15 protein-coding genes are annotated in these 25,121 nt (G+C 40.5%); 6 read left to right on the top strand and 9 right to left on the bottom strand.

Annotation, left to right across the window (positions count from 1 at the left end; translation table 11 throughout):
- From HMPREF2877_RS05955 to HMPREF2877_RS05965, 3 genes are all read left to right on the top strand, one after another.
- The coding region (locus HMPREF2877_RS05955) for a glucosyl transferase (RefSeq protein WP_070579135.1) at positions 1 to 1,769 on the top strand (1,769 nt) is incomplete at its 5' end.
- Positions 1,770 to 2,050: 281 nt separating this feature from the next.
- On the top strand, positions 2,051 to 4,291 hold the full coding sequence (locus tag HMPREF2877_RS05960) for a glucosyl transferase (protein WP_070579138.1): 2,241 nt from the start codon (positions 2,051 to 2,053) through the stop codon (positions 4,289 to 4,291).
- A gap of 263 nt (positions 4,292 to 4,554) precedes the next feature.
- Entirely contained in the window at positions 4,555 to 7,434 is a 2,880-nt protein-coding gene (locus HMPREF2877_RS05965) for a glucosyl transferase (RefSeq protein WP_070579141.1), read from the top strand.
- Between the two features lie 109 nt (positions 7,435 to 7,543).
- Here the strand turns inward: HMPREF2877_RS05965 and HMPREF2877_RS05970 are convergent, their stop codons facing one another.
- The 8 genes from HMPREF2877_RS05970 to HMPREF2877_RS06005 all read right to left on the bottom strand — a co-directional run bounded on the left by HMPREF2877_RS05970 (position 7,544) and on the right by HMPREF2877_RS06005 (position 22,407).
- Positions 7,544 to 8,557 carry a hypothetical protein gene (locus tag HMPREF2877_RS05970; protein WP_045002055.1) on the bottom strand — a complete coding sequence of 338 codons (1,014 nt, stop codon included), beginning with the start codon at positions 8,555 to 8,557 and terminating at the stop codon, positions 7,544 to 7,546.
- Between the two features lie 181 nt (positions 8,558 to 8,738).
- The gene (locus HMPREF2877_RS05975) at positions 8,739 to 9,497 is read right to left on the bottom strand and encodes a CPBP family intramembrane glutamic endopeptidase (RefSeq protein ID WP_014632880.1); all 759 of its coding nucleotides are present in this window, start codon (positions 9,495 to 9,497) and stop codon (positions 8,739 to 8,741) included.
- 166 nt (positions 9,498 to 9,663) lie between these two features.
- Positions 9,664 to 11,049: an MFS transporter gene (locus tag HMPREF2877_RS05980; protein WP_070579144.1), complete on the bottom strand. Its 1,386-nt coding sequence runs from the start codon at positions 11,047 to 11,049 to the stop codon at positions 9,664 to 9,666.
- Positions 11,050 to 11,074: 25 nt separating this feature from the next.
- The gene (locus HMPREF2877_RS05985; RefSeq protein WP_014632878.1) at positions 11,075 to 11,485 is read right to left on the bottom strand and encodes a MarR family winged helix-turn-helix transcriptional regulator; all 411 of its coding nucleotides are present in this window, start codon (positions 11,483 to 11,485) and stop codon (positions 11,075 to 11,077) included.
- Positions 11,486 to 11,607: 122 nt separating this feature from the next.
- On the bottom strand, positions 11,608 to 12,171 hold the full coding sequence (locus HMPREF2877_RS05990) for a sugar O-acetyltransferase (RefSeq protein WP_070579148.1): 564 nt from the start codon (positions 12,169 to 12,171) through the stop codon (positions 11,608 to 11,610).
- A 103-nt stretch (positions 12,172 to 12,274) separates the two neighbouring features.
- Positions 12,275 to 13,024 (bottom strand): MBL fold metallo-hydrolase, encoded by a 750-nt coding sequence (locus tag HMPREF2877_RS05995; protein WP_014632876.1) that lies wholly within the window; start codon positions 13,022 to 13,024, stop codon positions 12,275 to 12,277.
- Positions 13,025 to 13,293: 269 nt separating this feature from the next.
- The gene (locus HMPREF2877_RS06000; RefSeq protein ID WP_070579151.1) at positions 13,294 to 17,277 is read right to left on the bottom strand and encodes a mucin-binding protein; all 3,984 of its coding nucleotides are present in this window, start codon (positions 17,275 to 17,277) and stop codon (positions 13,294 to 13,296) included.
- A 780-nt stretch (positions 17,278 to 18,057) separates the two neighbouring features.
- Entirely contained in the window at positions 18,058 to 22,407 is a 4,350-nt protein-coding gene (locus HMPREF2877_RS06005) for a glycoside hydrolase family 70 protein (protein WP_080936864.1), read from the bottom strand.
- Between the two features lie 439 nt (positions 22,408 to 22,846).
- Here HMPREF2877_RS06005 and HMPREF2877_RS11250 point away from each other — a divergent pair, with 439 nt between their 5' ends.
- The gene (locus HMPREF2877_RS11250) at positions 22,847 to 23,266 is read left to right on the top strand and encodes a MurR/RpiR family transcriptional regulator (protein ID WP_235289669.1); all 420 of its coding nucleotides are present in this window, start codon (positions 22,847 to 22,849) and stop codon (positions 23,264 to 23,266) included.
- Positions 23,263 to 23,538, top strand: a complete 276-nt coding sequence (locus HMPREF2877_RS11255) for an SIS domain-containing protein (protein ID WP_235289667.1) — start codon at positions 23,263 to 23,265, stop codon at positions 23,536 to 23,538. The genes HMPREF2877_RS11250 and HMPREF2877_RS11255 overlap by 4 nt, the downstream gene beginning before the upstream one ends.
- 185 nt (positions 23,539 to 23,723) lie before the next feature.
- On the opposite strand, the gene HMPREF2877_RS11350 is transcribed toward HMPREF2877_RS11255, so the two are convergent.
- Positions 23,724 to 24,332 carry an LPXTG cell wall anchor domain-containing protein gene (locus tag HMPREF2877_RS11350; RefSeq protein ID WP_305366763.1) on the bottom strand — a complete coding sequence of 203 codons (609 nt, stop codon included), beginning with the start codon at positions 24,330 to 24,332 and terminating at the stop codon, positions 23,724 to 23,726.
- On the opposite strand from HMPREF2877_RS11350, the gene HMPREF2877_RS11355 reads away from it, so the two are divergent.
- On the top strand, positions 24,331 to 25,121 hold a 791-nt coding region (locus HMPREF2877_RS11355; RefSeq protein WP_305366764.1), incomplete at its 3' end, for a hypothetical protein. The two genes, HMPREF2877_RS11350 and HMPREF2877_RS11355, sit on opposite strands and share 2 nt — an antisense overlap.

Here is a 25,121-nt window from a genome sequence, read left to right on the forward strand (position 1 = left end):
CTAGCCTCATTACAAGAACCGAAGTAGCTCCAGCAAGCACTACTGTTGAGAAAGCTTCTAGTGAAGCAGTATCTTCTGACACTGCATATACTAATGCGACTAGTCAGCCTGCAGAAGCAACTGCTAAACAGCCTGCCAGTGAAACTGATAAGAGGGTTGAATCCGTTCAATCTGGTAAAACAACTACAACCGATAGAAGTGTTGAAACCTCATCCGAAACAAGCGACAACGCAACTACTTCACAGGAAGCACCTTCACAAGGTGGAAAATTTACTTCTGATGACCAAGGCAACTGGTATTACCTAGACAGTGACGGCCACAAACTAACGGGCCCACAAACCATCGATAACTTTAACCTCTACTTCCATGACAATGGGATCCAAGCAAAGGGTGAAAAGATTACCATTGATGGTAAGGATTACTACTACGATAAAGATAATGGGCGTAAGGTAACTGATACAAGCATTGAAGTAGACGGTAAAACCTATCTAGCAGATGCTGATGGCATCCTAACCGAAAAAACACAACTACCTACTCAGGTCGTGACGGGTGGTCATTTCCAATCTGACAACCAAAAAGATTGGTATTACTACACTGCCAACGGTGAAAAATTGACTGGTTGGCAAAATGTTGATGGTGTCATCCTTTATTTTGATAAAGATGGCAAACAAGTCAAAGGACAAGAACGAGAGATTGGTGGAAAATACTATCGATTCGATGAGAATGATGGTTCTCTATTAACGAATCAGTGGCATCACACTTCAATTTTCAATGGCTATAGGACAGAACCTCAATATACAACTTATACTAATTACTTAGGCGAAGATGGTGCTGCATTTATTGGATGGCATACCATTGACAGTAAACGTTATTATTTCAAACCTGATGGACTTTTGGCTAAAAATGATACTGTCACAATTGATGGGAAGATTTATCTTTTTGATTACCAAGGACAATTGGTCAAGAACAAATATGGCATTGTTGAAACTCCTTCAATGTTCCATGCAAACACTTCTACCTACCGTACCAATGCTAACGGCGAAGTCTTAACTGGTAAACAAATTATCGATGGAAAAGAATATATCTTTGCTTCAAAGGGTCAAGTTGTTGATGGTATCATAGGTTATGACAGCAAACTTTATCTAGTCACAGATAGTAAAATAGAAAAAAACTATTTTGGAGCCCTTTTTTCAAAAAAAACATTTTGGGGCGGGCCTAGTTTCTCTGGAATCTATGGAACTGATAAAAACGGTGTCCTCCTCGAGGGCATCCAACGAGGCTCTGATGGTCAACTGCACTACTTCCAACCTGAGGTAAAAAGTGTTGATAAACCTACATGGAAAGAAATCGATGGCAAGCGCTATCGTCTAACAAAATCATATCGAACAGAAAGATATGCTGGTATGTACACCACTATTATCCTTACTAACGACACTTTGAAAGTCGATGATAAGACCTACACAATTGATAATGAGGGAGTTGTGACTGAATTTACGGCTAAAAACCAATTTGTTCGTGATGATTTCTGGAACTGGTACTACTACGACAAAGAGGGCAAACTCCTAACAGGCCGTCAAACCATTGATGGTGTTCAACTCTACTTTGATAAAAATGGTAAGCAAGTCAAAGGTAGCCTAGTAGAGATTGATGGTAAAACTTACTACTTTGACAAAGACAGTGGGGCTATGTGGACGAATACCACTCTCGAAAAAGACGGCAAGACTTATATCATCGATGAAAATGGTGTGGCTACTGAGAAAGTGAATTAAAAAGGAAAGACAAAATATTTCTACCACTTTAAGAAAACTTTAGGATTTAATTTATATACTATAACCATCCTAAAACTTTTCTTTTTCATAATCTCCTAAATTCAGGGCCTATGCCCTGGATTTTTTTGTTTTTTAAACTCTTGTGACTGCTAAAATTATGACATTTGCCATTCACTCTCTTTTTATGTAATCGTTTTCTTATTTTTATCTAAATTTCTTATTTTTTCTTGAAACTCTCTAAAATAGCGCTATAATAGAACTTAGGAAATGGAGGAAAAAGTATGAAAGTACATTCTAATTTTACTGGACAAAAGTCCAAAAAACGTCTGATCGCATTCTCATGTGCAACTGCCCTTGCAGGTTTTGCCCTCATAGCAAGACCTGCCTTCGCTGAGGAAGCTAAAGCTGAAAACTCATCAAACCTTGATGTGACTGCTGCTACCACTGCCAATGTGGAAACTATAGCAGACCTCGTAGAAACAAAGGTTGTTGAAGCTCCTCCTACTACTGAAAATGTAACTAGCACTGAAAGTACCACAAATGTTTCAGAACAAGCTACAACTTCTGCTACAAGCTCTGAAACTGCAAGTGAAATGGCTTTAACAACTGCAAGCGAAAGCCAAGCACCTGCAAAATCGGCCACAGGCCAAACACGAGAAGCTGTAACTACAGACCGAGCTGCCAGTGAAACTGCTTCAGTACCTAATGAAACAAACGTCACTGGTGGTCAGTACTATAGTGATGACCAAGGCAACTGGTACTATAAAGATGCCAGCGGTAAAAACCTTACTGGAGACCAAACCATTGATGGTGTACGTGTCTCTTTCCGCGAAGATGGTAAACAAATTAAAGGGCCAGATTTCTATTGGTCTGGTGATCTACGTCGTTATTTCGATGATAATTCTGGTCAACTTCAAACCAATCGTTACCTAGAATACAAGGGCAATTGGTATTATTTAGATGCTACTGGACGACCACTAACAGGCGAACAAACTATCAATGGTCAAGAAGTTTATTTTAATAATGATGGTATTCAAATCAAAGGTGACTTTAGTGGAGAATCTTATAGTTATCCAGATCAAACCTTCTATTACGACCCTAACTCTGGTGCAAGGGTCCGAAAAGAAGGTCTAGTTCAGAATAAAAAAGGCCAAACTTTCTACATCAAGAACGATGGTTCTAAATTTACAGGAATACGTGAAATTGATGGTAACATCTACTATTTCAAAGCACGTGAAGCTGCCTCTCCTGTTGATACCGGCGTCCTACAAAAGGGAATCAGTATTTTACTAGAAGAAGGTCAAAATTCACCACGTTCTTACGGTTATGGTACTCCTATTAATATTACACGTCGCTATTATTTTGACTCAGTTACTGGTCAAGCCGTTAAAAACCGCTATGTCCAAGAAAATGATGGCTGGTACTACTATGGTGAAGATGGAAATGCTATTCGTCCTCAGAATGGTGAAGCCAATATAGATGGTCAAATCGTTTACCTCTATGCCAATGGTCGTCAGGCTAAAGGAGAGCTTGTTCTCGACAATGGTATTCTTCGCTACTATGATCCTAATTCTGGAGCACGCGTCACTAACACCACTCTAACAATTAATGGTATGACCTATCGATTTGATGAAAATGGTGTCGGTACGGATGCTCCTAACCCAAATGGTTATTATAGTGATGATAACGGAAACTGGTATTATAAAAACGCAAATGGAGACAACCTTACTGGAGCTCAAATTATCAATGGACAAAAAGTGTTCTTCCGTGACAACGGTCAACAGGTCAAAGGGGCTTATGGTAATTCTTACGGTGATTTATACGCATTCTACGATGTTAATTCAGGAAACCTTGTAACCAATCGTTATATTGACTTCATGGGTAATTGGTTTTATGTAGGTAAAGATGGTAAACCAGTCAAGGGACCTCGAAATATCGATGGACAAGATGTCTTCTTCAACTATCGAGGGGTACAAGCCAAAGGTGATTTTGGTCGAGATGGCGTATATATGCCTGAGTACTACTACGATAAAGATAATGGTCGCAAAGTAACCAAAGCTGGGTTTGTCAAAGATAACAGAGGCTTAACTTACTATCTTGACGAGAAAGGTGAAAAAGTCCTTGGACTTCATGAAATCAATGGTGACTTATATTACTTCCGTCAAGGAGGTGCCTATAAATACACCCAACTAGGTGACATGTGGCAAGACAGCATTAATTACATTGATGGTAAGATCTACTACTTCGATCAATTTGGTAAGGCTGCCAAAAACCGCTTTGTCTTTACGGAAGGAGCTTGGCACTATTTCTACGGCGATGGTACAGCAGCTACCGGTGCCGTTCAAATTAATGGGCAAAAACTTTACTTCGATACAAATCATGGTAGACAAGTTAAAGGCGCTTTTGCACCAGATGGTCACTACTACGATGAAAACTCTGGTGAACTCGTCACCAACCAAACACGTACTATCAAAGGTGTAACTTATCATTTTGATGAAAATGGTAATGCGACTAAAGTTTAAGGTATCCCTTACTTTAAGAAAACTTTAGGATCTCCTCTATATACTATAATCATCCTAAAACTTTTCTTTTTCATAATCTCCTAAAATTCAGGACTCAAGTCCTGGATTTTTTTAAACTCTTATGACTACTAAAATTGTGACATTTACCTTGTTAGTCACTTTATAATGTAATCGTTTTCTTATTTTTGTCTAAATTTCTTATATTTCCTTGAAAGTCTCTAAAATAGCGCTATAATAAGACTTAGGAAAAAGGAGGAAAAAGTATGAAAGTACATTCTAATTTTACTGGACCTAGGTCCAAAAAACGTCTGATTGCATTCTCATGTGCAACTGCTCTTGCAGGTTTTGCCTTCATCGCAAAGCCTGCCTTCGCTGAAGAAGCTAAAGCTGACAACGCATCAAACCTTGATGTGACTGCTGCTACCACTGCCAATGTAGAAACCACAGCAGACCTCGTAGAAACTAAGGTTGTTGAAGCTCCTGCTACTACTGAAAAAGTTGCTAGCACTGAAAGCACTACAAATGACTCAGAACAAGCCACAACTTCTGTTGCAAGCTCTGAAACTACCAGTGAAACAGCTTCAACAACTGTAAGTGAAAGCCAAGCTCCTTCAGAATCAGCCTCTGGCCAAACACGCGAAGCTGTATCTACAGACCGAGCTGCCAGTGAGACAGCTTCAGTTAACGAAACTTCGAACAAGGAAACAAACGTCACTGGTGGTTATTACTACAGCGATAAGTATGGATACTGGCATTATAAGGATGCTAGCGGTAAAGACCTGACTGGACCACAAACTGTTGATGGCGTTAAGGTTTACTTCGATCAAGGTGGTGTTCAGGTTAAAGGGGAATTTACCTGGGACGGTCACTATTATGACAAAGATTCTGGTGCTCTTGTTACTAATAAATTCGTTGATAGTTACAGTAGCACCTATTACCTAGATGAAAATGGCAATAAAGTAATCGGACCCAAGGAAATTAATGGAGCGTGGTATTATTTTGATCAGTATGGTGAACAAGTTAAGGGTAGATTTGCTTCTGATAACCGTTATTACGACGAAAACGGAAAACAAGTGGATTTCGGAACAAATTGCTATTTCGAATTAAACGGGGAATGGTACTATGCTGGAAATGATGGTGCTATTTTAAAGGGACCACAAACCATCGATGGCGTTAAGGTTTACTTCGACCAAGGAGGTGTTCAAGTTAAGGGCTATTTTGTTAAAGATAGTACTGACAATAATGAACGCTATTATGATAAAGATACTGGTGCTCTAGCTACTAACCAATATATCATCGCCTACAACCCCTACAGACATAGAAATGAACGTTATTATGTTAACGACCAAGGAGTTCGGTTAACTGGTCCTCAAACAATTGATGGTAAACAAGTCTACTTTGATAAATACGAGGGATGCCAAGTTTTCGACAATTTTGGCGATGATGGTTACTTTTACGATCAGGACGGTAATCGTGTTGATCTTGGTGCCAATCGTTATGTGCAAATCAGAGACAATTGGTACTATGTCGGTAACGATGGAAAAATTTTAACCGGTGAACACATTATTGATGGAGCTCACGTTTATTTTGAATATGGAGGTAAACAAGTTAAAGGAGATTTTGACTATAAAAATCAATTTCACGATAAAGACTCTGGAAATCTAGTTACTAATCGTTTCGTTACCGTTAATGACAAGACCTACTTCATTGGAGCAGATAGTAAGGCTATTAAAGGAGCGACCGTCATCGACAACATTGAATACTTCTTTGACGAAAAAACTGGCGCTCAGGTTAAGGGAAATTTCGCAAGTAACAAAAAATATTATAACAGTACTACTGGTGCTCTCGTAATCAATAGTTATGTCCAAGTCGACAAAGACTGGTACTACGTAGGCAATGACGGTAAACGGCTTAAAGGTTCTCAAACCATTAACAATGTTCCTGTATACTTTGACCCTTATGATGGTAAACAAGCCAAAGGTGTCTTTGGTAATGACGGCTACTTCTACGACAAAGATTCTGGTGCTAAAATAGACCTTGGTACCAATCGCTACGTTTACATCAACGATAACTGGTACTATCTTAATGGAGAAGGAAAAATCCTTAAAGGCGATCAAACCATCGACGGGGTACAGGTTCACTTTGATCCATATTATGGCAATCAAATTAAAGGAGAATTTACCGATAGTAATGGGCATGCGGTTAAAGCAAACTCCTATACTAGCCCAGTTAAGTACTATGATAAAAATTCTGGAGCTCTTGTAAAAGGTCAATACTTTAACCACAATGGAAACTGGTACTACGCTAATGCGGAGGGGAATATCCTTAAAGGTGAACAAACCATTGATGGGGTGCACGTTTACTTTGACTCTTATGGAGTACAAGCTAAAGACGCAATCGCAGAAGGCTACTACTACGATAAAGACTCTGGTGCTCGTCACGAAGCCCCTCGTAAGCAATTTATAAAGGCTGGTGGTAAATTATACTATCTTGACGATGATAATAAGATAAGTTCTGGTTATAAAAAAATTGACGGTAAGGATTATTTTATTACAGGATATGGGGAAGTTTTAAGAGGAGAATTCGGACCTTACGGTTACGAACCATACTATGATAGTGAGACTGGGGCTGCTGTACGACAAAGAGGTTTTGTTAAATCTGGACGTAACTGGTACTACCTAGATGATGAAGGAAATAAAGTATTAGGACTTGCCAAAATAGATGGTAATCTCTACTATTTCAGTAATCCCGTCGCAACAAAATACCGAATGGGCGAACAAGTTAAAGGAGAGCTGGTGAAACCTTATAGTTTCTTCAACTATAACCGTTCACCCTATGACAATCCTGTCTACTACTTCGACGCTGAGACTGGGGCTGCTGTAACCAATCAATTCTTCAATTGGAAGGGTAATTGGTACTACTTCGGTAACGATGGAAAGGCTCTTATCTTTGATCAAGTCATCAATGGTCAACACCTCTACTTTGATTATCAAGGTAAGCAAATTAAAGGCAATTTCGTTACAGACTACAAGGGTACTCGTTATTACGATGAAAACTCTGGTGAGCTCGTAACCAACCAAACACGTACCATCAATGGTGTGACTTATCACTTTGATGAAAATGGACGTGCGAAACAATTGTAAAATAAGTCCGAAAATTGACTAAAATTATTCTTACTAGTCTTACAGATAAAAAAACAAACAAAAAGCCAAAATCAGCATTCTGATTTTGGCTTTTTGTTAGGTAAAGAATTTATTGGTCCTTTTTCAGTCTTTTTAGGTGTTTATAGAGACCGAAGGCACGATCCAGTTGCATGGATTCGATAGGACGTTTGCCCCTGATATAGAGATTTCCATTGGTCGCATTCATCAACCCTGTCTTAGCAATGGCATAACCAGTAATCATACCACTATAAAGGAATCTTTCTAGTTCCTTGACATCTAAAACTCGACTTGAAGGTTCAAGGGGACCATATTCTGCTTCATAGATATCCACAAGTCTTTTAAACTTATAGGCCGTTTTTATGGGCATATCTCCGATAGTTCCCTTTGAATAATAATGATAAAGATTCTGTGGGCTTAAGTCTGCAGAGGCTACCTCTTGACCGTTGGGCGAGTAGGGTTGGAGCTTAATGAAAGTATTGAGCTTACCAATATCGATGTGGTAGTCGCTAACATTTTCCTTAGGAATAGGGAAGTCATCCCTATCAATAATCTCCCTTCGTCTGATGGTAGCCAACAATTCATAAGGCTCAACTCTAAGTCTTTTTGAAAATTTTTCTAAAGTATCAAGCGAAACCGTTCCTTTTTGATTGATCAGGTTATAGTTGGTTTGAGCCATACCAGATGAGACTACAAATGCTGTCATACGTTCTCTGACTTCTCCCTCATCCATATCTTCCGTGATTTCCAGCTTCTTGCGAATATTGTGCCACAAGTTTTGGGTGACTTGATCAGGATCTCTTGGAAACTCAAAAACTTCATACTGATTGTCTCGAGCTAAGAGCTTTCCAAGTGTAATGTTTTTCCCAGTCACCTTGGCCAGACCATTAGTAATAGTTACAATCTTTGGGATATTTCCCTTAGGCTTGTTCATAAAGAGCATCCGAAGGCTTCCTGACGGAATCCCCGTGGCTTCTGAGAGCTCTCTGTAACTCTTTTTATCTTTCCAAAATTCCCCCATACGAGCTTTTTCTGCATTTTCCCAGAAAAGCTCCTTAAGGGGTTTGGGGGCATTCGGCTCATCCGAAAATAGTCGTTTTGACATCATTGTCTCCCTCTAAAATTGCTGTTTTAAAATTAGTCCAAATCTATTATCTCATATTTTTAATAAAAATCAAACCAATCTCTAATTAATAATCATTACAATTAGCTAGTCGTTTAGAGTTTTTCTTGGCTTAATTGAGTAAAACAACTCCCCTCGTACTTAAACGAAGGGAGTTATTTGACTAATAATTCCAGTTTACCAAGAGATATATTAAGCTCGAGCCAAACATATCTGCTAAGGCATGAACGAGGAAAAATGGAAGCAAGTTTTTAACCTTATATTTATAAAGGAAATAATAGAGGAGACCAAAGACAACCCCGATAACCAGAGCCCATAGCATACCCTGATAGGTATGGAAAGACACACGAACAATGGTTGAAAAGAGCAAGACCAACCACTTATACTTGTCCTTAACCGAGGTCAAGAGTCCTAGGAAGAAAAATTCCTCGTAGAAACCGTTGAGCAACCCATAAGCAATTGCCATAGGTGACAATGTCATAAACTTATCAATCACAGCCATAGGGCTAATAAAGGCTAGAACCTGAGGGCTAAAATAATTATATTGTCCTGACAAAGTACTTACCATATCAGCAAATAAGCCCATGATAGCAAAAATAAAAGGCACCCAAAAGAGAACAGACCACTCTAGACGGATTGGCAGTTGTTTAAAGTCAAAATGGCGTATCCAGAGATAAATAATCGCTAAGGCTAGGAGAATAATCTGCAAGGTGAAATTGCTTGAGTAAGCTGCTCCTTCACTGGCTGTATTTGTTGACGTCTCACTGATTGCTGTGGAAAGGCTTGGAGACAAACTGGCCAAATACATCTGTGTCGAACGAACAATAAACTGACCAAACATAATCAGCGTAACAATACCGATATCAAACCATCTCAGTTCCTTGAGCGGCTGGTCAGGATGAATTTTCTTAAGTAAAGACATGGTCCTTCCCTTCTTTCTAGTATCTTCATCGAAGACTGTTTCATTTTTTAAGGTTATTATAAGTCATAAATCTTAAAGTAACACTAAAATTTGCAGTAAGATTAGTATTTCATTTAAGAAAAGAAAAAGCAAGGGAAAGCATGTTTCCTTTGCTTCAAACTTGTTATTAATCATTCTTTTTGACAACGCTAACTAAGACAAGGAGTTGGAAAATGGCTAGAGCAAATAAGACCATAAAGCCATTTCGACTACCTTGAGCCGTTGCTTGTGCAAAGTCAATCTTGTGATTAGCTTGACTCATAGCAACAATTAGAGAGGCTAACGTTGTTCCCACTGCTCCTGCAAATTGTTGGAGCGTGTTAAAGATGGCATTGGCATCAGCACGTTGATCAAGTGACAGTTGTTTCTGTCCATTGGTCATGACATTACCAAAGGAAACGCCAAGCCCCGTCATGAAAATCATGTAAAAGACGAGGATCAACGTATTGGAAAGAGAGAGACCGAACAAGCTAAATAACAACTGAGCGAGTACGATAAGGATTGCCCCAATCAGAATCGGTTTACGAGCCCCCATCTTATCTAAAATAATACCTGAGAACGGAGCGAATCCTGCACCGATAATAGCACCTGGAAGCAACATTAAGGCTGCAGAAGTTGTATTCGAGTGGTTAACCAATTGCACATAGTTTGGCAAGAGAAAACTCATCGCAAGGGATCCCAATTGGAAAGAGAAGAAAGCGATGATATGACCTGTCAGTTTACGATTTTTTAAAATAGAGAGGTTGATAATAGGCTTGTCCAATGTTGTTGAACGCCAAATCAAAACGACAAGACCTAAGATACCAATCAAAAGCCAACCAAGAACTGAGAAACTAACGAAAGCATGGTCAGCAACCCCATGAAGGCCTAAAATCAAGCCCAAGAAAAGAAAGATGGTAGCCAGTAGACTGAGGATATCTAAAGATTCACGTTGCACCTCACTCTTTTGCTCAATTGAGCGAATCCCTGCAATCAGTGAAGCCAAGAGAATAGGAAACTGGACGAGGAAGATAGAACGCCAACCAAAGTGTGCTGTCAAGAGACCACCAACAGTTGGTCCAATGGCTGGAGCAACGGCTGTAATCAGTGTTCCAACTCCCATCATGAGACCAATCTTACGACTTGGTACCTGCTCTAAAATGATGTTAAACATGAGAGGTAGGGCAAAACCAACACCCATTCCTTGAACCAATCGTCCCAAAACAACAAAGCTGAAACTAGGCGCTATAAAGTCGATGAGGACACCTAAAATAGACAAAAGGTTTGCGACCAGAAAGATGGTTTTCATCTTAAACGAGCGCTTGAGATAGGCAGATAGGGGAACCACACAAGCGACCACTAGGAGATAAATGGTTGTAACCCACTGTACGGTTGACGTATTGACTGAAAATGCCTTCATCAATACGGGAAAGGTGATGTTCATAGCTGTTTCACCAGCTACTCCACAAAATGAAAGGATTCCTGTCGCAAAGATGGCACACAGGACCTTGGTGGAGATTTTATCTTCTAACATAAGTATTTATTCCTCCTAGATAAACTTAAATATTGCGGTAGTGTTGTAAGATTTTGAGAAAGACTTCTCTCTCTTTAGCTGAAAACTGCTGGGTAAACTCTTCTTCCTCTTTTCGAAGATAAGATTGACAGGCAGAAGCGATATTAAGGGCTTTATCCGTTAAAACGACCGCCTTTTGCCTAGCATCTTTTGAAGATGTGTGGCGTTCAATTAGGCCTTTCTTCTCCATTCGCTGTAAGAGCACTGTCGTTGTCGAACGCTGAATCTCAAATTCGTACTCAATGTCCCGTTGAAAGACTTCTTGATCCGCATGATTGGTTATAAAATCAATGACAGCCATCTGATTTCCAGTCAAATCATATTGCCTAGCAAACTGGTCAAAATGACGCATCATATTGTTATTGGCTTGTTTTAACAAGCGTCCAAAATGGTCCAAAAAAATGACTCCTTAACTATATTGTTAGCTAACTAGCAGTATAGAAGAATTATTAGCTCAAGTCAATAGATTCTTTCAAAAAATAGAAAACTCAAGGACCTAGAATCCTTGAGTTGCTATATTTAGTCTTTCTTTTCAGGAATTTCCTTAATCACACGCGCCGGATTCCCACCTAGAACAACATTGTCACCGAAGGACTTGGTCACAACGGCTCCTGCTCCAGCAACTACATTATCCCCTAAGGTCACTCCTGGAAGGATGGTCACGCCTCCACCGGCCCAGAAATTATCACCGATCGTAATTGGAGCACCATATTCAATGCCTGAATTACGCTCGGTTGGATCAAGCGGATGCAAGGGCGTCAAAAACTGACAATTAGGGCCAATCATGGCATTGTCACCAATCGTGATAGGACAGATATCCAGCATGGTCAAATTCCAGTTAGAGTAAAAATTTTCACCGATATGGATATTAACACCGTAATCCGTAACGAACTGAGGATTCATGGCAATATTTTCACCAGTCGAACCAAACCAAGATTTGACAATCTCTGCCCTCTTGAGACGGTCAGGTTCAGCATTGAAGGCCCATTGTTTTTCTCTTGAGCTGACCGCTAGAGCACGTAACTCAGGATCGCTTGGTTTATAAAAGTCACCTGCAATCATTTTTTCATATTCAGTTGGCATGGCATACTCCTTTTTGCTTCTTCTCCTATATTGTAGTATAGAAGTGATATTACCACAAGAGATACTCCCATACAAAAGTAAGTAAAGTCTTTATTCGACTTAATTATATATCGATAGTCTCACCTACAGCTAAAACCTTATAGCCTGCTGCTTCAACTTCTTTTTTAGTTGTCTTGTAATGACTATAATCATCAATATGAATGGGATAAATCCTTTTAGGTTGAAGGAGGTCATTCATTCGGTTTAACATTTTTAAATCCATGGTAAATGGTCCACCAAATGAACCTGATTTTACAGCACCTAAATTAGCAAAAATAGCATCTATATTTTTAGGGACATTTTGGGTTAAGTCTGGGTACAAAACAGTATCACCGGTAAAATAAATGACTTTAGTTTCTGACGAACTGGTGATTGTTAGTTGATAGCCATTTACCTTACCAACTATCTTTCGCATGATGTAATTACTGGCATGATGAGCCGGTAATGCTTTTATGGTGATACAATAGTCAGCGACTTGAAATGCTTGTTCTTCTCCCCATCTTAAAACACTATTATTTAAGCATGGCACCCCATCTAAAATTTTCCTATTAGGAGAAATGACGTTTTTTCCTTTCAGATAATCTCTTCCTACATCATCCAAATGATCTTGATGCCCATGAGTAATTAACCATACATCAACTTTGCTAAGAAGAGACTCATCCTTATGAACATCAGTTTGTTTCTCGGAGACAAATCCTTTAAACTGAACTGATGTTCCTTTAGGAGACAAGTCAGGATCAATTCCAATATGAAATTGATTATCAATGGAAATGACTCCACATGCAACACCACAATAAGTAAACGAAATAGACATAGTACCTCTTTTTATAACGACCATGAATTGAAAAACCAGTCATTAACAATAATGGAATGAGCATTTAAGTGCATAGCTCTTGTAACTAGATTATAGTTTTTATCATCACTTTTATCAATAGCAGCGTATGTTCGACACCTTCTTTTACGTTTAAAATACTTAGTTTCCACAGACCTCAGTTAGGTAATCCACAAAAAAATCCCAAGTGCACTAAGCAACTTGAGATTTTCTTTCTGTCTGGGCATGCCTGAGTCATTCAGGGCTTTATATTATTTGTCCTTTTGATCTTTGTGATCTTTTTTATTTTTCTTCTTACGTCCGTTGCGACCAAGTCCTAGACCTGTTACCGATACGGTGAAGCCTGCGATATTGATAGTTTCTTCAATCTTACCTTTGCTTGCTTCTTCCTCATTTGAGAGATTAATTGGCATCTTGTGTTTAGAGCCTTTACCCTCGGCTTGACTTGAAACAGGTGCTTCAAAGTCATCGCCTGGTCCATAAGTGACTGGTCCATCATGAGCTTCCACTTGCTCTTCGACTTGGTCGAGAACTTCTAGGTCTTCAATTTCTTCAACAACGATATTGTCTGCCTTGTCTTCCTTAGGTTTACCGTTAATATCGCCTGTAAGCGGGATATAAACAACGGTTTCCTCAAGGTTACGTTGACCTACTGTCTTACCTTCAACCTTGTCCTTATCAGCGCTATAGCCTTCTACTTCCGGAGTGATGACTGTTTCAAACTGACCTTTATTTGAAGTCCAGTAGCTTGAACCAAGCTCTTCACCTGTAACCTTATCAATAGTCAAGCTACGTGTCCATTGAGCAGTTTGGATGTTATTGGCAGGAAGTTCTGCTTGTCCATCGCTAGATGTGTAGAGAACTGTGAAGGTTACGTCTTTGATGTAGCTTTCGCGTTCTGGCCATTTAGCACCATCAGGATTTGCTGGGTTGATTGGTGTACCAGCTTCTTGGATGTTATCTGGACCTACTTGAACGGTACCATGACGAAGGGTAACCATGAAGTTTTGGTCAACATGTGAATCGCCATCAAAGATCACACCGTTTGTGAAGCCATCAGCAAGAAGGGTATAACCACGGTCGCTATAGTACTTGATACGTTCGATTGTTGAGTAGTCAATCACTTCACCTGATTTACCAAGCAAGTCGACCACTTCAAGTTTCTTACGAGTTGTACCGTCAACATAAGTGACTGTAGCTTTCTGAGCATCCTTGAGGTAAGTAACCACTTCCATGATTTCAGGTGTTTCCACAGAAACATCTGTCATTTCAGCGACTTCTATACGGTCTGGTGTAAATCCGACAACCTCTGGTGAAGGAACAGCTGAGAAGCCAGCTTGAGTACTTGACCATGCTTCATAATTGATAGCACCTGTCACAAGGTTAACGTTAGCCAAACGTTTGAAATCAAGAACTTCAACGTAGTCGTCGCTAGCCAAACCACCTTCTTCGAAGACATACTGGATGGTACGTGTCACATCGGCACGGTTTTCAAGCATCTCTACGCTATTTGGCCAAACTGGGCTATTCACATCGTTTGGATCTACGACTTCACCTGCAACTGGTGCTGGCATATCTGGGTCGATGAGAACCAAACGTTCACGAAGAACCACTTCGAAGACTTGATCAAAGTCAGAATCACCGTTGTAAGTGTGGTCAAAGGCTTCTGCATAACCATCGTTGACAAGTTCATAACCTTGTTTGAGCAAGTTTGCGATTTGTTCATCAGTAGAGTAGTCAATCTTCTCACCTGAGCTTCCGACAACAACATCACGAGTCAATTCTGACTTATCAAGCTCATTCATGTAAAGGATAATAGCTTTTTGCTCATCCTTAGCATAAACCACATTGGTATCTTGACCTGGGTGTTCTGGAGTAATAAAGGCCTTTTCAGAAATGTAACCAAGAACATCTGGAACGACTGTTTCCATAGCCATGGTTGGATCTTCAGGATCGTTGTTGTAGCTTGGAGTAGGTGCATTTTCGATTGGTGTACCATACTCATCTACTGGAATAATCTTACCAAGTTCTGTGTAAGTAACTGTATCTTCCACTTCTGGAAGGTCTGGTCGAACTTCAAGTCCACCAGCTTGACGTTTATCTGCATAGAAGCCTTCAACTACTGGAACTTCTACAACATCATAAGTGAAGCTGTCTTGATCCCAAGTGCTTGTTTGTTCCACTTGGTTAAACTTACCGTGGAAGCTGAAGCTATCTTGAATGTTGATAACTGGATCTTTGTAGCCTGCACCTTGGAAGGTAACCGTTTGTTTCGTATCTTGCGTGATATCATCCAAGATTGGTTCGTAAACCAAGGTTTGGTCCATGCTGAGGTCAATTGGCAATACCAATTCACTTTCAGCTTGGTAGCCAGCAACTTGTGGTGCTGGTGTTTCAATAACTTGCGTAGCATCTTGAGGATCATTAGCATAATGAACTGGCTCTGCATCCGCTATTGGATTACCAAAGGTATCAACAGGGATAATCTTACCGAGTTCTTTATAGACAACACTGTCTGTGGCTTCTGGTTTATCAGGTGTAACAACCTGCATACCAGCCACAGCCTTGTCCGCATAGTAACCTTCGATAACTGGGACATTAACCTTAGCATAGGTATGGCTGTCTTGATCCCAAGTGTAAGTGTCTTCTGCTTGGTTGTATTTACCAGTGAAGGTAAAGTCAGACTGAATATTAACAGACGGTGTTGCTTCTCCAGCACCTTTGAAGAAGACAGTTTGCAAGGTTGGTTGCGTTACATCTTCAAGGATTGGAGCGTACTCAACAAGAATATCGTCTGTCAAGCTCTCAGGCATGACACTTTGTTGCATTGGACGGTAACCCGGAATGTGAGGAACAAGTGTCTCACTAACCTTAGTTGGGTTATTGGCATCGTTGTTGAAGGTTGGCGTTGGAACGTTTGGAATCAGGCGTCCATTCGCATCAATAGGAATAATCTTACCAAGTGGAACGTAGGTAATGGTTTCTTCGATGTTATCTTCAGTAACCTCTCTACCTTTAACTTCTACTCTATCTGCAAAATAGCCTAAAACAACTGGTGCATAGATGTCATAATACTTGGTCTTGTTTGGTGACCATTCTGTCTCATCAACAAGCTCACCTGTAACCTTGTCAAAGGTAAGGGTACGGACCCAATAAGCCTTTTGCACATCGGCATCCGGCAAATCCGCATTGCCATCGGTACTCTTGTAAAAGACTGTGAAGCTTACTTCTTTCTCGTAAGCATACTTAGATGGCCACTTTGGTCCATCTGGATTATTAGGATTGATTGGAGTATCTGGGACTTGTTCATGGTCAGGCCCTATCTTGGCAACATCGTGTTGCAAGAAGACAAACCACTCTTGATCATCAATATCCTTGTCATCAAAAATGGCATCTTTAGGGAATTCGTCCTGAATCAAGTCATATCCCATGTCCTTGAAAGTCTTGATACGTGTTGCTGTTCCGTATTCAATCGCTTCACCCAATTCACCGGTCAACTGGTCACTAACCAAGTAAGCTCCGGTAGTTTCATCAATATAAGTGATGCTGGCTTTCTTGAAAATTTTACGATACACAACCGGAGTATCCCCTCCTGGTTTGTTCGGTACTACACTTTTAATATCTGTCATATAATCTTGAACAGCTGGTGTTGCTGTCTCACCCGCCTTTCGTGGATCTTTTTTGTTATTGTTATACTGCTTAGTCAAAGCACCTGGAATATATTCCCCATCTTCTGTCACAGGGATAATGCGTCCCAATTTCCTATAGGTCACATGTTCCGTTACCGTTGGCACATAGGGTGTGACAACGTTAAAACCCGCTTCCTTTTGGTCAGCGAAATAGCCCTGGACAACTGGTACCGGTATCTTAGGATAGGTATAACTGTCCTTGTCCCATTCGATTAAACCAGTCTTCCTATCTCTAGTTCCCGTAAAGACATGTTTTTCCATGACTTCAGAATCTGGAGTTTGCGAATCCGCTCCTTGAAAAATAATCTCTTGCTTAGATGGGATCCTCACGGTTTCCGATTGAACATGATTATCAAAGAGAGCTTCATCAGCTCTAGCAAAATCTAATGGAGAGGGGGCACGGTGGTCAGAGTGACGTTTTGGTCTAGTCAATAATTTAGAAAGATCTATAGTATCAACTAAATCAGTATTCCCTGATCCGTGTGCGACATGCTCTTCGGCAGTTCTTGCTGCTGCTTCAGTCGCATCTTCCCTATAGGCTCTCAAAAATACTCCCCCTTTCTTCTTTTTATGAGAAATAAAATCCTATACTTGCCAAGTTCTCATGGAAATCTTTTCTATTAAGATTTCATTTTCCCTCAGAGAAGCTAACAAGCTTTTATCAAAAAATTAAATTTTTTGATATCTCTTATATATACTATAATACGAGAATCGAATTTTTACAAGTAAGGTGTAAGAACTTTAATCATTTTAACCCCCAAGTGAAAAAATAGCGTTTTAATGTGTAATATCTATCAAATGTTTTATGAAAGTGACATCAAAATGAGATTACACCGATATGATAAATGACGAATCTTTAATGGAGTTTTTTCTACCTAAAGACACTCTCTTAAGAAATACACTATAAACTATCACAACTACTTCTCATCTTTGAAAGGCTAGAACCTTACCTTAGTTTATAAGGAAGGAACCTAAGAGAATGGCACAGAAAAAGTCTGTGCCTGGCCCTCAACTATGAAATGCTAAGAGTTAACTAGCATTGCTTTTAGTATAGAATGACTTTGATGCTTCATCAATAGATTGGAACCATTTAATGAGACTCCCTAGTTTCTCAACTTTCACGTATTAAGTTGTAAATAATTAATAACTTTTTTGCATGATGACTTATTCAAGGGATTGCAGATGTAACGACCACTGTCAGACTATTATGACTAACTCAAAATAGTTTTAAAATCACTAGTTTCAGTCATCACCAAATCCTTAACGAAATCCAAACATGCCATAAAAACCGAGACTACTGTCTCGGTTCATACAGTTTAGAAACGATTAAATTTGACCTCGGCCTTCACCGTCAAAGTAAACCCACCATCCTGGACTCACTTCAACCCAACGGTTGACAGCCATTTCACCTGAATTTGGATCAAAGTAACGAACAACACCGTTCACGCGAACCAAATGACCTTTGATTTGTTTACCATTGTTATCAAAGAGGAGGTTTTGACCATTGATATTAACCATGCCTTTGACAGCATTACCATTACCATCGAAGTAATACCAGCTACCATCAATTTCGTGGAATCGATTACGGTAAAGCTCACCTGAGTTTACATCATAGTAACGAAGGTTGCCATCTACGTTTGCCAAAGCACCTTTGACCTGACGGCCATTTTGATCAAAGTAGAGGTCTTGACCATTGATGTTTTGTGAACCTTTTACAGCCGTACCATCATTATTGAAGTAAGCCCAAACACCTGGTTCGATTTCTGCGAATCGGTTACGAGCCATCTCACCTGAGTTAGCATCATAGTAACGGATAGCACCATTCTCGTTAACAGTGCGCCCTTTAACTTGGACACCATTGTTGTCGAAGAAGAGTTCTTGACCATTGATGTTTTGGTGACCTGTCACACGTTTACCATTACCATCATAGTATGCCCAAACGTTATTACCAATTTGTACGAATTGGTTACGGCCTGATGCATTATTATTGTTATCTGGTTTTGGATCTTGTTTACCATTTGCATTCAAGACACCGTTTTGGTCGTAGTAGAATACTTGACCTCTACGGTTTTGACGATAACCATCACGCAATTGCACACCATTAGCGAGGAAGAAGTATTGTTTACCATCGATAGTCTTTTCTCCGACTGCCATGCGACCTGAGTTATCAAAGTAGTAAACATTTCCGTCGTTATCTTTGATGAAGGCATTCTTAGCATATTGGCCATTGTTATAACGGTATCTTACAGAGAAGAGACGTTTTTCAAACTTACCACTGCCGTCACCATTTTGATTATCTCCATTTGTTGATTGGTTGCTTCCTACTACTTTTGGAAGACTAACCTTACCGCCATTTGTACCGTAGTAACCGTTGAGGCCATTCTTAAGTACGTACTCTGAGCCGCGGTCAAGAATGTTAGTACCATTCATGTATTTAGCAGACCACCGTGTAATCTTCTCGTCAGTAGTCATACGTTTACCAGTAGAGATTTGAACACGGTCAAAGATTTGTGGGTAGAGACGTTTCAATTCATCAAGGAAGGCACCACCATATTTACCTTGGTAGTCATTACCAAAGGTACGTGTTTTAGCAGCGTAGAGGCTATGATCGATGATTGCACCATCTTTAGTTTCACCATAGTTATTAACACGAGTTGCAGTAACCACTTCGTCACCTGGAAGGTTGTAGATTTGGTCTGGAACCCAGTCAGCAATCGCTGAGATACCTACAGCGTGGAGTGATTTAAGAGCGGCTTTCAAGTCAGCCAATGAACCGTACTTGTTGTCCTTACTCATACCAATATCATAACGGTCTGTAAAGGCGTAACCATTTTGGATGACTGAGTCAAGAAAGCTACCGTCATCACTTGAAACGTACTGTGGTGCAAATTCGAATGATGTGATACCCCATGATTTGAAGAGGTTTGCATTTTCAGCAATCTTCTTATTAGTGTATTGTGATGGATTTTGAACGAAGTCTTGGAAGTTAGAGAAACCTTCATAGATAACTTGTGAATCAAGGGCAGCATTTGATTCGTAAACCAAACCACTGCTGTTCTTTTCTTTACTTGGTGCCACACGCACGTCTTGATTTTCAGAAGCACCTACTGGTACCCAAACGGCAAGGTAACCATCAACTTGAGGGTTACGGATACCACGAATTTCATTTGCACTAAATGTCAAATTACCGTTGCCATCAGTGTATTTAATAATACCGTTAGCATCGCTGTCATTCAAGTAAGTAGCCACACCATCGTTTGTTGTCAAAAGCAATGGACGATAAGCTTGGTTACGGTGAGCCGCACCCATGTTAATTGTCAAGTTGCTTGTCAAACGAAGGGCAGGTTGGTTTGAAACGATAACTGCCATACCTTGGTTACGTGTCTCTGCCGTACCAGTATCAGAAGCACTGTTAGCCCCTGTACCATAACGTACAGATGTCAAGACACCTGCAGCATCCCAACCATTAGTATTACCATAACCGATGTAGTTAACCTTCATATCTTGACCACCGGCTGCATAGCGGATACGGCCTTTCAAGAGGGTTTCGATAGCATCATAATATGGTGATTTTTGAGCCATATATTGACCATCATCTGTGTACATGTCTCCATAGTAAACACGTGGCACAGTGTCCTTATGCGTAAGCATCAAGGCATATGCTGATGGGATGTTATATTGTGTGTATTGCTTGTTAGCACTACGCATGTCTTTGTTGTAGATTTCAAAGGCTTTCTTCATTTCATCAAGCGTGAAGGTATTCCCTGTTGATTGAGGGTTGATTTCATTTTTGATGATTTGACCAATGATTGATTGTACCTCTGAATCGTGAGCACGAACAAAGGCGTAGTTAGCCATGCGTTTAGAGTTTTTACCACTTTCAGAACGGTCATTCAAACTATTTGAAATGAGTGGTTCAACCCCTGAGCGGTTACCAATTGGACGCAAGAGTGAATATACCAATGCTAAGTGCATAGGGTCATCCATTGGCAATTGGGCACCTTTAGTGTCTTCATTGTAATAGGCATCGTTGTGAGACCATGCTTCCAAGATAGACAAGTGTTTAATGGCTTGATCTTGACTTTGATCAGCACCATATTTAGCTTTGAAATAATCTGAAGCAATTTGGAGAAGGTCAGCATTGACATTATCCACGGCATCGACACGAACACCATCGAAGTTTTCATCTTCAGAACCACCAGTAATAGTACCGATGTTCATGATGTAGTGGAGCCAGTTCAACTGCTCAGCCTGAACCGCTGGATTTGAGTTGTCAATATCATTTGCCAACAAGAACTCGAAACCACCGTTACTTGTATCCTTAGTATACTTAGGATTGTGTTTACCTGTTTGACTAGTTGGTGTGCGGTTCAAAAGACGATAATCTGAGTTAGCATGGCTTGTACGACTATCGTTGTTATAGAGAAGGGCACCACCTTGCAAGTGGTCATTATTATCAAGGTTTTCAGAAGTTGAATTCCAACCTGGTTGGGTCTTCACGAAATTTTTGATAGTTGTACGCAACCAGTCAGTGTTACCTTCACGCGCAATACGTTCTTCAATACGCTTTTGAACTTCAAGTGCTGCTTGGTCCATTTGGGTTTGTGAGCTGAATGACGTATAGGTCTGATTGGTACCGAGACCTTGCTCCTTCATGTAGTTGAGGTAGCTCGCTTGGATAGCCTTACTTGGCCACCAAACTGTAAGCAATGGACGTTTGTCATTTTCAGTTGAGGCAGTCCACTCTTTACCATCTTTCAAGATTTCTTTTGGACGGTACCATGTGTTGGCAGTGAAGTAACCATCAACAAGTTCGATATCTTTATCAGTTGTACCGTAAAAGGCATTTTTATCACCATTTACAGTAACGTTTGTGTTTGTGCTGTCAGCTGATGAACCTGTTCCACCGTTCTTATCGAAACGGTATTCTTTTTGGTTAGACAATTCACCAGTTTCAGCGTTAAAGTATTGGCTTCCACCGATACGTTCAAGAACATAGTTCTTACGAATAGTACCATCATCTTCAACGTAGTATTGTTTTCCATTAATAGTTTTGATGTGGCTTGGACCATCAGTTACGACATTATTAGTTGCTGGAAGGTCGTTATTTACTACTGTGACAGTATTGTTGGCATTATTTGTATTGCCGTTAACTGGGGTAGCACGACGGCCTCCTGTAGGACCACGGCGAGCACCAGTCGCACGACGTTCAGTTGTCGCTGCGCGATCAGTAACTGTTGTTGTGTCAGTTGTAGTATTGTTATTTGTTGTATCAACAGCTGTATCATTGGTTGCTGTTGTATCGTTTGTAGTTGCCGCACGATCAGTACCGACAGTCGCTACCGTATCAACAGCATTCGCTGCAACTGTATTTGTTGTATCAGTTGTCAAATCGAAAGTTGCTGTTGGAGTTGCTTGGTCAGTTGCGACATCGTTTGTCGCTGCAACTGCTGTAGTTGGATCCTGAGCAGCCGTTGTATCGTTAGATACAGTACCCGTATCAACAGTAATATCGGGGATGGCTACAGTAGCATCCGTGTGTTCATCGGCCTGAACGACACCGTCGTTAGTCCCTAAAGAAACCGCTGAGACTGCACCGAGAGACAAACCTGTCACTGCGATGGTTACCCATTGTTTCTTAACTTTGTGCATTTTATAATGTACTTTTTTGTCCATAATAAAAAGACTCCTTTTTCCCATTTATAGCTTCATTCTAAATCATTGAAAGCTTTTTTTCAATAAGATTCGATAATTTTTCATAATTTTTAGAAAAGTCCTTTTGTTGTTTTAATAATATTAGTTTTTGATGAGCATTTAGAAATATAAAATATTCATTTTTTATCGTTGAGGGAAAGAGAATTGGGAAACTATAGCTATTTAGAATTATTCTTGATAAGCTTTTTTGCTTTTAACCTTAATCCAAGAGAATCTAATGGAAAAAGACCAGATTCTTAAGACTTCTCCTCTTGAAACACTTAAAAACACTAACTTAAGCAATATATCAGGCTGTAAAGATGATGTCTTTTTTAGGATAATTTCTCATACTGAAAATAAATTCTAACTATCTAAGCCATTCACTACTTACGAGCTGTAAGAGGAAGTTATAGATTATCTCATGCGTCAAGAAGAGGTTGAAAACATTACCCTCAAGGCTATTGCCAATGAACTCTTTATTTCTTCTTCTACTGTTATCCGTGCTTGTAAGAAACTAGGTTATCAAACCTATAATGAACTACGCTATGACCTGCGTTTATCAAAAGAACTTAAGAAGAATCAAGCCAAATTAGAACACAACTCCTTTGAACAACTCAAAGAACAACTCCACGTCGAGTTTGAACATACCTTATCCATCCTCTCCGAGCAAGATTTCCAAAGCTTTGCAGATAAGATTCTTGAGGCTAGACGTATTTTCTGTATCGGCGTGGGATCTAGTTACATGCCTATGACCGACTTCAACCGCAAACTGAAACTAATCAACATTTGGACCAATGATTATTTTGAACAATTCAGTTTGAACGTATTAAAGATATTGTGACACCTCAAGACGTCATTATCGTCTTCTCACTCGGTGGAAAAAGCAAGGATGTCAATAACAGTATCTTACAAGCCAAAAGACATGGGGCAACTGTCTTAACTATTACTACTTTAGACAATCACCTACTTTCTAAAATCAGTGATCACATGATTTTTGTCTATGATGCCCCCAAAAAACGTGAAAATCTGCGTTCGCGTTTGATGTTCAATTTGGTTGGAAACTTGTTATTTGAAGTCATTCTAACAGAGCAACAACGTCGCTCATCTAGGTAAAATGTAATACTAAATTAGGAGGTCAGCTTTAACTGACCTCCTTTTTATTGTTGCTGTTTGTTTTTGAAACTTTCACAACATCTCCAAATCAAAAAACACCTCCTAGCTAGACTGCATATCTAACATGAAGGTGTTTTTTACTGTGCTTATCTGAGCATTGTAAAGACTATTACAATCCTAAAATACTAATAATCTTCGTCCTCTTCTTCATCTTTCTTCCGTTTGGCAAGAAAGGCAAGACCAGTTGCCGTCGCTAAGGCACCGAAGAGTGTAGCTAACGACGATTCAGTTTCTCCAGTCTTCGGAAGTTGTTTGGCTTCAGTATGATCCTTAGGAGACATACTTTCAGAGCTTGAAGCACTAGCTACAGACGTAGGTGATGAATCACTAGCACTGATTGACACACTTTGAGATGCAGAGATACTTGCACTCGTTGAGGCACTCTGTGACGCTGATGTACTTGCGGATTCTGATGCACTTGTTGATGCACTTTGTGATGCACTTGTACTTGCCGATTCACTAGCGCTGGATGAGGCACTCTGTGACGCACTGATACTTGCTGAAGTTGAAGCACTTACTGATAGAGAAATCGAGGCCGATACTGACACACTAATCGAATCAGAAACAATAACACTATTAATATCAACACTGTCAAGGGAGTGGATCGCAGGTTCTCCCATACTTGTGATAACTGAGCTTGATGCCGACGTACTTGCAGACTCACTCGCACTTGTTGATGCACTCATTGACGCTGACGTACTTGCGGATTCAGACGCACTCGTTGAAGCGCTCATGGAAGCCGACGTACTTGCCGATTCGCTGGCGCTGGTTGAGGCGCTTTGCGATGCTGACGTACTTGCTGACTCTGAGGCGCTGGTTGAGGCACTTTGTGAAGCGCTCATGGACGCTGACGTACTTGCTGATTCTGACGCACTCGTTGAGGCACTCATCGACGCACTGGTACTTGCGGATTCGCTCGCACTTGTCGATGCACTCATTGAGGCCGACGTACTTGCGGACTCTGATGCACTCGTTGAAGCGCTCATGGAGGCACTGGTACTTGCTGACTCACTCGCACTTGTTGATGCACTCATGGAAGCACTGGTACTTGCGGATTCACTGGCGCTGGTTGAGGCACTCATCGATGCTGACGTACTTGCTGACTCACTTGCACTTGTTGAGGCACTCATCGAGGCACTGGTACTTGCGGATTCGCTCGCACTCGTTGAGGCACTCATCGAGGCACTTGTCGATGCGCTCATTGAGGCCGATGTACTTGCCGATTCGCTCGCACTTGTTGAGGCACTTTGTGAGGCGCTAGTACTTGCTGATTCACTGGCACTCGTTGAAGCACTTTGCGATGCTGAAGTGCTGGCTGATTCTGATGCACTGGTTGAAGCGCTCATGGAAGCACTTGTACTTGCAGATTCGCTAGCGCTGGTTGAGGCACTCATGGACGCTGACGTACTTGCCGATTCTGACGCACTTGTCGATGCACTCATGGAGGCGCTAGTACTTGCTGATTCTGATGAGCTAGTTGACGCACTCATGGAGGCGCTAGTACTTGCTGATTCACTGGCACT

The organism is Streptococcus sp. HMSC072D03 (assembly GCF_001812855.1).
Classification (GTDB): domain Bacteria; phylum Bacillota; class Bacilli; order Lactobacillales; family Streptococcaceae; genus Streptococcus; species Streptococcus salivarius_D.